The organism is Actinomadura logoneensis (genome assembly GCF_003428695.1).
GTDB classification, from domain to species: Bacteria; Actinomycetota; Actinomycetes; order Streptosporangiales; family Streptosporangiaceae; genus Spirillospora; species Spirillospora logoneensis.
In genome coordinates, this window is record NZ_QURH01000023.1 from 1 (window position 1) to 11250 (window position 11250).

7 protein-coding genes and 1 pseudogene are annotated in these 11250 nt (G+C 73.7%); 5 read left to right on the forward strand and 3 right to left on the reverse strand.

All coding sequences use genetic code 11. The features are described from left to right. Positions 1–411, forward strand: a 411-nt coding sequence (locus DZF91_RS01335; RefSeq protein WP_199486332.1) for a lysylphosphatidylglycerol synthase domain-containing protein, incomplete at its 5' end; no start/stop codon positions are given. A gap of 22 nt (positions 412–433) precedes the next feature. On the opposite strand, the gene DZF91_RS01340 is transcribed toward DZF91_RS01335, so the two are convergent. The 3 genes from DZF91_RS01340 to DZF91_RS01350 form a co-directional block, all read right to left on the reverse strand. Beyond that, positions 434–2482, reverse strand: coding sequence for an ABC1 kinase family protein (locus DZF91_RS01340; protein WP_117355696.1), 2049 nt, complete (start codon positions 2480–2482; stop codon positions 434–436). A gap of 127 nt (positions 2483–2609) precedes the next feature. Continuing rightward, entirely contained in the window at positions 2610–3293 is a 684-nt protein-coding gene (locus tag DZF91_RS01345; RefSeq protein ID WP_147340933.1) for a rhomboid-like protein, read from the reverse strand. A gap of 213 nt (positions 3294–3506) precedes the next feature. Further along, on the reverse strand, positions 3507–4739 hold the full coding sequence (locus DZF91_RS01350) for a L,D-transpeptidase (protein WP_235833991.1): 1233 nt from the start codon (positions 4737–4739) through the stop codon (positions 3507–3509). A 580-nt stretch (positions 4740–5319) separates the two neighbouring features. Here DZF91_RS01350 and lanKC point away from each other — a divergent pair. The 4 genes and pseudogenes from lanKC to DZF91_RS01370 form a co-directional block, all read left to right on the forward strand. Further along, a complete protein-coding gene (gene lanKC / locus DZF91_RS01355) occupies positions 5320–8112 on the forward strand; it encodes a class III lanthionine synthetase LanKC (RefSeq protein ID WP_199486333.1) in 2793 nt (930 codons plus the stop codon). Between the two features lie 57 nt (positions 8113–8169). Beyond that, complete coding sequence (locus DZF91_RS01360; RefSeq protein WP_117355698.1) at positions 8170–8301, forward strand: SapB/AmfS family lanthipeptide; 132 nt, start codon at positions 8170–8172, stop codon at positions 8299–8301. Between the two features lie 138 nt (positions 8302–8439). After that, positions 8440–10188: an ABC transporter ATP-binding protein gene (locus DZF91_RS01365; RefSeq protein ID WP_117355699.1), complete on the forward strand. Its 1749-nt coding sequence runs from the start codon at positions 8440–8442 to the stop codon at positions 10186–10188. Then, positions 10185–11250: pseudogene (locus DZF91_RS01370) on the forward strand (ABC transporter ATP-binding protein); the annotation flags it as partial. The gene DZF91_RS01365 and the pseudogene DZF91_RS01370, both read left to right, overlap by 4 nt.

Below are 11250 nucleotides of genomic sequence, written 5' to 3' on the forward strand. Positions count from 1 at the left end.
CTGCGCCGCCGCGTCCGGCGGGCCGTCGCCGACGCCGTCCACCAGGCCACCGAGCTCCGGCACCGGCCGCGCGCCTGCGCGGCGCTGCTGCTGGCGACGCTCGGCACCCCGCTCGCGCTCGGCACGGCGTTCTCGGTCAGCGTGATCGCGGCTCCGGGCGGTCCCGGGTTCCGGCACGCCGGGACGCTGCTGCTGGTCTACCTCGTCGGCTCCGCGGCCGGGACGGCCGTGCCGCTGCCCGCCGGGACGGGCGCGAACGAGGCGGCCCTCATCGGCACGCTCGTCGCGGCCGGGATCGCCGGGTCGGCGGCCGTGCAGGGCGTCCTGCTCTTCCGCGCCGTGACGTTCTGGGCGCCCGTCCCGTTCGGCGTCCTCGCGGCCCGCCGCCTGCGCCGCGGCGGCGCCCTCTGACGCGTGGGCGGGTGAAGGAGGCTCAGCGGCGGTTCCTCGGGCGGAAGACGCCCACCAGGACGCGCAGCGCGAGGATCGAGCAGATCACGAGCATCCCGTAGCCGAGGAACTGGTACAGCGTGATCGAGCGGGTCATCGCCGGGCCGCTCTTCAGGCCGAGCAGCACCACCGCCATGATCCCGGCCGTGGACGCCAGCATCGTCAGCAGGAACTGGTGGAGCAGGCTGGTGGCGATCGCGCGGTCGCGCTCGTCGGAGAACAACCGGATGCCCACGGTGAGCCGCCCGCCCTCGATCGCGGACGTGATCCGGTCCAGTCGGCGGGGGAGGCGGCGCAGCGTCGGCAGCATCGCCACCAGCTCGTCGGCCGCCGCGTCCTTCAGCGCCCCGGGACGCAGCCGCTCGGCCAGGTGCGCGGTGCCGAACGCGCGCGCCTCGCCGACCAGGTCGAAGCCGGGCGCGAGCTCGGTGAGGCCGCCCTCGATCGTCCCGAGCGCGCGGAACACCGCCGCGAACTCCGGCGGGACGGCCAGCGCGAACCGCGTCATCACCCGGAACAGCTCGGTGAACATCGCCGGGTCCGGCCGCTGCCCGGAGGCCAGGTGCCGCGCCATGAACGCGCCGAGCGCGCGTTCCAGCGCCTGCTCGTCCAGCTCGTCCGGACGGGCCGTCACCTCGAGCAGCGCGTCGGTGAGCGCCACGGGGTCGGCGCGGTTCACCGCCAGCAGGATCCGGCCGAGGGACGCGCGCAGCTCCCCGTCCAGCCGTCCGACGGACCCGAAGTCGATCATCCCGAGCCGGCCGTCGTCGAGCAGCATCAGGTTCCCGGGGTGCGGGTCGGCGTGGAACACCCCGTCCAGCATGATCTGCCGCAGCACCTCGTCCAGCAGGTCGCGGGCGAGCGCGGCGCGGTCCAGGCCGCGCCGGTCGATCAGCGGTTCCGCCTGGGTCAGCGGCACGCCCGGGAGCCGTTCCATGACCAGGACGCGCGCGGTGCACAGGTCCTCGTACGGGCGCGGGATGCGGACCCGGCCGTCCTGGCGGGTGCGGCTCGCGTCGTCCTGCGGCGCGCGGCGGCTGGTGTCGGCGGGGATCCGGCTGCTGCTGTAGTGGTGCCCCCAGGAACTGGCGTGCGCGGACGAGACGGCCGCCATGTTCCGCGTCTCGATGCGGAAGTCGAGCTCCTCGCGGAGCGCCGACGCGAACCCGTCCGCGAGCTCCACCAGGCCGAGGGAGCCGCCCCAGTCGGCGCGGACGTGCAGCGTCCGGGCCAGGCGGCGGACGATGTCGAGGTCGCGTTCCACGACGGCGCGCACGCCCGGCCGCTGCACCTTGACGACGACCGCCTCGCCCGTCCGCAGCCGCGCCGCGTGGACCTGCGCGACGGACGCGGCGGCGATCGGCTCGCGGTCGAACTCGGCGAACACCTCGTCGGCCGGCGCGCCCAGCTCCTCGCGCAGCACGCGCTCGACGTCCTCCCACGGCACCGGCGCGGCACGGTCGCGCAGCCGGCCCAGCTCGGTGACGAACTCCTCGGGCAGCAGGTCGCGCCGGGTCGACAGCACCTGGCCGAGCTTCACGAACGTGACGCCGCCGCGGTCGAGCGCGGTGACCAGCGACCGGGCCAGGTGACGCGTGCGCGACTCGTCCTCCGGACGTGCCCGCCCGCGCAGGTAGGGGCCGAGCCCGGCCCGGACGAAGATGCGGGTGATCTGCCAGTAGCGGCGCGTGCGCGCGGCTCGTGCGCGCACGGACCGCACCCACAGCAGCGGCGACGGCACCGACCCGGTCGGGACGAACGCCTCCCACACCACCAGGACGAGCATCGCGACGAGCAGCGCGCAACCCCAGCCGAGGACGGTGAACCAGATCGTCGCCGTGAAGTTCGGACGGTCCGGGTCGAGTCCGCGCATCAGCCCCTTGAGGACGGGACTCGCCACGGCCTCCCCTGCCGCCGCCGCCAGGACCGTTCTGACGAAGGAGAACCGGGTGTTGAGCAGGCGCCGGGCACCGAACGCCAGCAGCCCGGTGATCAGCGTGGACCCCAGGACGAAACCGATCCAGAACGTCATGATCGAACCGTAGTTCCCGGGATTGTCCCGGATATCCCCCGTGCGGCCTATCGCCGTCCCCCGGACGGCCGAAACCCGCGCGCGGGAACGCACGGAACGGCGTCGCGGGGGAAGGGATGGGAACGGCTCAGGGCGTGAGGGGCTCGGTCGCGGACGCGTCCGCCGGCACGACACCCTCCGGCACGGCACCCTCCGGCACGACACCCTCCGGGACGGGACGTCCGGTAGCCGGGACGTGCCCGCGCCGCAGCAGCAGGAACAGCGGGACGGCCAGCACCATCACGGTGACGTGCCCGACCGCCGCGACCTCGAGCCGTCCGAGCCCCACGAACAGGTACGGCCAGAGCCCCCACATCCCGACCGCCGCGATCGGACGCCACCACCACGTCCCGAACAGGACCACCAGGACGAGGCCCGGCACGAGGACGAACGAGGGACCGGTGTCGAGCTGGTGCCGCGCCGCCTCGGGAAGCGCCGCGTGCGCGAGCCGCCAGGCGACGACGCCCTCGCTGACCAGCGTCCCCAGCAGGTGCAGGAGGACGAACAGCAGGACGGTCCGCCGGTTGCCCAGCAGCGCGTTGACGGGCAGCACGGCCACCACCGCCAACCCCACCCACACCACCGGATACGAGTCCGGGACCAGCGCGGAGGCGGCCAGCGACCCCACCGGGTGGTGGGACAGGTTGGCCACGTTGGTGCTCACCCATCCGACCACGCGCGCCTTGTGCTCGGGGGACAGCGACCAGACCACGGCCTCGGCGACGGCGAGCGCCGCGACGTACGCCCAGGTGGCGGCTCTCGTCCTCAGCACGACTCCATAGTGCACCGTCGTCATGGTGCACCGTCGTTCCTCATCCGCGGGTAAACGAGGCGGGCCGGGGGCGGAGGAAACGCGAGCGGCGGGGAAAAGCGAGCGGCCCGGCGCTCTCGGGGAGGAGAGGCGCCGGGCCGCGTCCGGAGGTCCGTACGGCTCGGACGCCGGAGTCCGAGCGGAGCGCGCCGGGGGAGCCGCTGGGGCGGGAGGTCAGCCGCCGAGGGCGGCGGTGGTGACGGGCTGGCCGAGCTTGCCGCCGGTCACCCACTTCTCGAACGGCATCTGGAAGTAACCCCAGCCGTTGGTCCAGGGCAGCTCGCGGCCGGTGCCGTTGATGATCACCATGTCGCCCCGGTAGGACCAGTTCATGAACCACTGCGCGTCGGCGGAGGGGGAGCGGACGCAGCCGTGCGAGCAGTTGCGGTTGCCCAGGCAGGACGGGTCGTCCATGTTCTGGTGGATGTACTCACCGCTGTTGGAGATGCGCGTGGCCCACGGCACCTTCTCGTCGTAGTAGCCGGGGTCGCCCTTCTTCTTGCCGGGAGCGATCATGCGCTCCAGCCGGACGTGGTCCATGGTCAGGTGGACGCCGCTGGTGGTCTTCAGGTGGTCGACGCCGTCGCTCTGCACCTCGCCGCCGGTGCCGAGGCTGACGCCCCACGTCCGGACGACCTTGCCGTTCTTCTTCACGGTGAGCTTGTGCGTCCGGTTGTTGACCGTGATGACGTGCGAGTCGCCGATCTTGAACTTGCGGGTGACGTCCTTGTCGCCGTAGACCGAGTCGCCGATCTTCAGGCCCGCGTAGTGCACGTTCAGCTCGACGCGCTGGTTCGGCTTCCACGCGGTCTTCGGCCGGAACACCAGCGAGGGCAGCCCGTTGAAGGACTCGCCCGCGTCCAGCCACCGCCACGCGCCCACCGTCGGGTACGTGGACTTGACCTCGATGGCCTTCTCGATGGCCTCCTTGGCCTTGTCCGGGACCTCCTTGTTGAACTGGATGAAGATCGGCATGCCGGTGCCGACCTTCTCGCCCGGACTCGGGATGACGTTGTTGATCGTCGTCCGGGCGGTGTCGTTCACCGTCCGGAACGAGCTCGTCGCGGTCACCGTCTTGCCCTTGCCGGACGCCGCGACCGCCTGCACGGTGTACCGGCCGCCCGGGATCAGCGTCCAGGACGACTTCCAGGTCTTCTTGTCGGCGGACATCGTGCCGGGGACGTCGGCGTCCTTCAGCTTGACCAGCACCTGGCTCAGCGTCCCGCCGGTCGCGGTCACCGTCACGCCCGCGTCCGGCTTCGCCTTGGCCGACCCGTTCGCCGGCGTGATCGAGATCGCCGGGGCGCCTTCCTCATGACCGGCGTTCTTGGCGTTCCCGCCTCCGCCGCCGCCGCACGCCGTCGCCAGTCCCAGGACCAGCGCCACCACCAGGGCCTTACCTCGCACGGTTCTCCCTCATCAGCCCGCAATCCGCAGAAAGCACATTAGCGACAAGAACGCCGGTGCTTCTCCCGCATTCCCGGGTCGGCCGTTTTCCCCTGTCGGCCCGACCGCGAGGGCCTGCGCCCCGGCTTCGTCGTCCACCCGGTGGGAGGACGTCGATCAGTAGGACGCCGGAAACCTCCCGGGAGTTCGCATCCTCCCCAGAAGACCCGGTGGCCCGCCCTCTCGGAGACTCGTACGGGAACGTCCCGACTTCGCCCGTTCCGTGCAGCATCGGGGGCGGCGCGTGCGGTCGGCTGGAGGTCATGGACGGTGAGGACGACCGGTTGCGGGAGAACGACGGTCGGTGGGCGGCCACCGATCCATCGGTCCAGGGGTACCGGCGCCCGCCGGTCCGGCGGTACGGGACGGAGGAACGCCCCGACACGTCCGTCCTCGGCGTTCCCGAGATCACGTCGCGGAACGCACACCGGCGTTGGTGTGTTCCTCACCATCAAGTATTGCGGATTCAACTTGGCGTCGCACTCCCGTCCGGAGATGCTGCTTGAAGTCGAGCAGTCAGCGAGAAGTCAGGAGGACCGCGGTGGACCAGTACGAGCCCTACTGCCTCGCCGATCTGTTCTTCTACGACAAGCTCGGCGAAAAGCAGAACGAGGCGTCGGACTTCTCGTTCTCCACCCGGCCGGTCCCCGAGAACTGGATCCGCCACGAGTCGGACGTCTGGATGTACCACGCCCCGCGCGGAGAGGGCACGCTCCCCTCCCAGGGCTGGAAGATCCACGTGTCCGCCCGGTTGGACGACGCCGAGCGCGCCCTGGGCGTGATCTGGGACTACTGCGTCCCGCGCGGCATCGTCTTCAAGTACCTGCGCGGACGCTCCGTCCTGCTCATGCGCAACTCCAAGGCCGCCTCCCGGGGCGCCAGCGGCAAACTCGTCACCATTTACCCGCGTGACGAGAACGAATGCGAAGTCATCCTCAAAGAACTGGACGAGCTGCTCGACGGCATCGAGGGCCCGTACATTCTGAGCGATCTCCGCTATGCCGACGGACCGCTGTTCGTGCGCTACGGAGGATTCGCCGAACGCCGCTGTGCCGGCAAGGACGGCGAGCTCGTCCCTGCCATCGAGAACGGCGACGGAGAACTCGTCCCGGACGTCCGGGGAGCGACGTTCTCGGTGCCCGAATGGGTGACGCTGCCGCCCTTCCTCGAACCGCACCTGGAGGCGCGCAACTCCGTCCGCGTGGACGAGATGCCCTACGACTTCGAGAGCGTCCTTCACTTCTCGAACGGCGGCGGCGTCTACCTCGCCCGCGACCGCGCCACCGGCGAGCGCGTGGTGCTGAAGGAGGCCCGGCCGCACGCGGGGCTCGACGTGATCGGACGCGACGCGGTGACGCGCCTGCGGCACGAGCGCGACATCCTCGAACGCCTCTCCGGGCTGGACGTCGTGCCGGCGCTCCGCGACTACTTCACCCTCGGCGAGCACCACTTCCTGGTCGAGGAGTTCGTGGACGGCAACCCGCTGCAACGACAGCTCGTCCAGCGGTACCCGCTCACGAAGGCGGACTGCGACGACGCGCGGCTCGCCGAGTACACCGAGTGGGCGCTCGGGATGCTCGGCAAGGTCGAGGACGCCGTCCGGCAGCTGCACGAGCGCGGCGTGGTCTTCGGCGACCTGCATCCCAACAACATCCTGGTGACGTCGTCCGGACGACTCTGCCTCATCGACTTCGAGGTCGCGGTCCCCGCCGAGGAACAGGCAGGGACGACCCTCGCCAACCCGGCGTTCCTCGCGCCGCGCGACCGGCGCGGGCTCGACGTGGACCGGTACGCGCTCGCCTGCATGCGGTACTACCTGTTCGCCCCGCAGACCACGATCACCCTGCTGATGCACCGGCGCAAGGCCGAGCAGCTCGCGGACCTGATCGCCGAGGCGTTCCCGGTGCCGCGCGCCGCCTTCGACGACGCGGTGGCCGTCCTGCTCGACCCGGAGGCCGATCCGGAGCCGTCCCCGCTGACCACGCTTCCGCTCCCGGGCCGGGCGCCCTGGCCGGACGTCCGGGACGCGCTGCACCGCGCGATCCTGGCCTCCGCCACGCCCGGCCGGGACGACCGCCTCTATCCCGGGGACCCCGCCCAGTTCCGCGACGGCGGCGCGGTCAACATCGCGCACGGCGCCGCCGGCGTGCTCTACGCCCTGGCCGAGACCGGCGCGGACGTCCCGCCGGAGCACGTGGACTGGCTGGCCGCACGCGCGCTGAGCCCCGACGTGGGCACGCCGCTCGGCTTCTACGACGGCCTGCACGGAGTCGCCCACGTCCTGCACCGCCTCGGCCGACGCCAGGACGCCCTGGATCTCGCCGACATCTGCCTGCGCGAGAAGTGGGACCGGCTCAGCCTGAACCTCTGCTCCGGCCTGGCGGGCGCCGGCCTCAACCTCCTGCACCTGGGGGCGGCCACGGGCGAGAGCGCGCTCACCGACGCCGCGTCCCGCATGGTCGAACTCTGCGCCGAGCGGATCGGCGGCCCGGAGGACGTCCCGGAACTCAGCGGCGGCGACCATCCGCGCGCCGGACTGATGCACGGCTCGTCCGGACCGGCGCTGCTGTTCCTGCACGCCTACGAGCGCGGCGGCCCCGCGACGCTGCTCGACCGCGCCGCCGACGCCCTCCGCCAGGACCTGCGCCGGTGCATGCTCGCCGAGGACGGCTCGCTCCAGGTGAACCAGGGCTGGCGCAGCCTGCCCTACCTGGACGAGGGGTCCGTCGGCATCGGGCTCGTCGTCGCCCGCTACCTGCGGCACCGCCGCGACGAGGAGTTCGAACGCGCGCTCACCCGGCTCGCCCGGGTCACCGAATCCGGCTACTTCGTCCAGTCCGGGCTGTTCGCGGGCCGCGCGGGCATCATCGCCGCCCTCGCCGCCGGACTGCACGCCCGGCCCGAGACGCACCCCGACCCGAGGCTGGACGCGCAGATCCGCGGCCTGCGGTGGCACGCCATGCCCTACGGCGGCGGCCTCGCGTTCACCGGCGACCAGCTCATGCGGCTGTCGATGGACTTCGCGACCGGGACGTCCGGGGTGCTGCTCGCCCTCGCGTCCGCGCTGGACGAGCGGCGGCCGACGCTGCCCTTCCTCGACGCCCCCGCAGTGCCCGAGACCCCGAGCGCGGCGGAAAACGCGTCCGCGCCCGAGACCGCCCCCGGCGGCCTCGACCACACGACCACACCCGCCACACCCGCCACACCCGCCACACCCGCCACACCCGCCACACCCGCCGACGGCCCGTCCGTCGCCCCGGCCGGCTCGTCCGGCCTCATAGTCGGCCCTTCCGGCCGCGTAGGGAGCCTGGCCAAGGACAGCCCTCACACGTGAACCGGAACGGTCTGAACCAGTCCACCCACGGAAGGGGAAGGAGGTGTAGCACCCACCATGGCACTTCTCGACCTGCAGGGCCTCCAGGCCCCCACCGCCTCCGGCGGCGCCAGCGGCGGCAGCGGTCTGACCGTCGCCACCTGCGCTTCGCACACGCCGAGCAACCTGAGCCTCGCGCTCTGCCACTGAGCTCCGGCACCCGGGCATGACGTTCCGGGTGGCCGCCGGTGAGGCGGCCACCCGGAGCACGGGCCCACAACCGCCGCGTGCGGTGCGGTCACACCCGCGCCGCACGCGGCGCTCACGTACCGGCGGGAAGGAGGACCGATGCGGACGGCGGCAGACCGGCTCGTGACGCGGACCGCGCGCGACGGCGGCGTCTGGACGGCCCTCCTGGTCCTGGGCGCGCTCGGCGGAGCCGCCCTCCAACTGCTCCTGCCCTACGCCACCGGACGCGCCCTCGACGGCCTGACCTCGGCGGACACCGTCCCCGACCGGTGGACGACCGTCGCGGCGGCCACCGTCGCGGGCATCGCGGCGTGCGAGGTCCTGACGGCGTGGGCGACCGGGGTCACCGGCGCCGAGGCGTCGGCCCGGCTGCGGCGCGCGCTGCTCGACCGCGTCCTCGGCGCGGGACCGGCGATCACGCGCCGGCACCCCGAGGGCGACCTCGCGACCCGCATCGGCCTCAACACCGAGGAACTCGGCCAGGCGCCGGCGGCGCTCGTCACCGCCGCCGCCCTGCTCATCCCGACCGCCGGCGGGCTGGTCGCCCTGGCGCTCATCGACCTGTGGCTGCTGGGCGCGCTCGTCGCCGGACTGGTGGCGATCACGCTCGTCCTGCGCGGCTTCCTGCGCGCGACGACCGTCCACGCGGCCGGCTACCAGCGCACCCAGAGCGACATCGCGGGGCGCCTGAGCGACGCCCTGACCGGCATCCGCACGATCGCCGCCGCCGGAACCGCCGACCTGGAGACCCGCCGCGTCCTCGCGCCGCTGCCGACGCTCCGCGACCACGGGTTGCGGCTGTGGCGCGCCAACGCGCGCGCGGGCGTGCAGGCGGGACTCGCCGTCCCGCTGCTGGAGGTGGCGGTCCTCGCCGTCGGCGGCTGGCGGCTCGCCTCCGGCGGCCTCACCCTCGGCGCCCTGTACGCCGCCGCCCGCTACGCCGTGCTCGGCGCGGGCCTGTCGGGCGCGCTCGGCCAGATCGGACAGCTCGCCCGCTCGCGCTCGGCCGCCGTCCGGGTCGACGACGTCCTCGGGGTGCCCGTCGTCCGGTACGGCGCGCGCGCCCTCCCGCCGCACGGTTCCGGAACGCTGGAGTTCCGCGACGTCACCCTCCGCACCCCGGACGGCGAAGGACTCCGCGACGTCCACTTCACGATCCCCGGCGGCGGGGCCACCGCCGTCGTCGGACGCTCCGGCGCGGGCAAGTCCCTGCTCGCCTCTCTCGCCGGACGCCTGCTCGACCCCGACCAGGGGACCGTCCTCCTGGACGGCGTCCCACTGTCCGAGCTGACCCACGCCGAACTGCGGCGGGCCGTCGGTTACGCCTTCGAACGTCCCGTCCTGCTAGGGGAGACCGTCACCGACGCGGTAGGGCTCGGGCTTCCCTCGCTCTCTTCGCGCGCGCACGAGAACCGGGTACGGGACGCGGCCCGCGCCGCCCGCGCGGACGCCTTCCTCCAACGACTGCCCTCCGGCTACGCCACCGCCTTGGCGGACGCTCCGATGTCCGGCGGCGAACGCCAACGCCTGGGCATCGCTCGCGCGCTCGCACAAGGGGAACGGGTGCTCGTCCTGGACGACGCGACGTCCAGCCTCGACACCGTCACCGAACGCGAGATCGGCGCGGCCCTGACCACCGCGGCGGACGGCCGCACCCGCCTCCTCGTCGCCCACCGCGCCGCCACCGCCGCCGAGGCCGACCAGGTGCTCTGGCTGGACGGCGGACGCGTCCGCGCCCAGGCCCCCCACCACGACCTGTGGCGCGACCATCCGGACTACCGGGCGCTGTTCGCGGAGTCCCCGTCCCCCGAGCCGTCGTCCCCCGAGCCGTCCGAGGCGCAGGCATGACCGCCGTCTCCGCGACGACGAAGCCCCGCGAGGAGGCGGCCGAACGCGAGGTGCCCGTGGTCGGGGTGCGGCGATTCGTCGTTCAGGCGCTGGTCGCCGAGCCGCGGGCGCTGCTGCGGGTGCTCGCCTGGTCCGTCGTGGAGTCCGCGCCCGCGCTGTTCGTCGGGCAGGCGGTGGCCCGCTCGATCGGCGACGGGTTCGCAGCACACCGCCCCTGGACCGGAACCGCGTGGCTCGCCGGACTCGCCCTGGTCTGGGCGGTCGCGGCGGTCGGCGCGCGCCAGGTCGTGCTGGCCGTGGCATCGATCGTGGAACCGTTCCGCGACCGGCTGCTGACCGTCGCCGTCGCCGGGACGCTGCGGAACGCGGCCCGCGCCGGACGCCCGCCCGGAGCGGCGTCGGTCGCCCGCGTGAACCTCCAGGTCGAGCTGGCCCGGGACGCCCTCGCCGCGCTGGTCACGGTCGTGCGCTCGTTCGCGTTCACGGCCGTCAGCGTGGTCGTCGGCCTGGCCGCCCTCGAACCGCTCGTCCTGCCCTGGGTGCTGCCGCCGTTCCTCGCGGGCCTGCTGCTGTTCGGGGCGTCGCTGCCCGCGCTCGCCCGCCGCCAGCGCGCGTACCTGCTCGCGGACGAGCGGACCGTCGCCGCGACGGCCGAGATGGCCGGCGGACTCCGCGACGTCGCCGCCTGCGGGGCAGAGGACCGGATCGGGCGCGCGGTCCGCGCCCGCGTGGACGACCAGGCGGCGGCCGGACGCGCCCTGGCGCGGGTCACCGCACTGCGCACGGTCGCGCTGACCGTCGGCGGCTGGGCCCCGGTCGTCCTGCTCCTGGTCGCCGTCCCCTGGCTGGGACGGCACGGTGTCGGCGCGGCCCTGGTGATCGGCGCGCTCACCTACCTGACCCAGTCGCTCGTCCCCGCCTTCGGCGGCCTGGTGCGCGGCCTCGGCGTCAGCGCCGTCCGGCTCGGCGTCGCCGTCGACCGCGTCCTCACCACCACCACCGACGCCGACGGCCGACCCGCACCCGCGCCCGCCGCCGACGCCGCGCCCGCCGCCGCGCCCG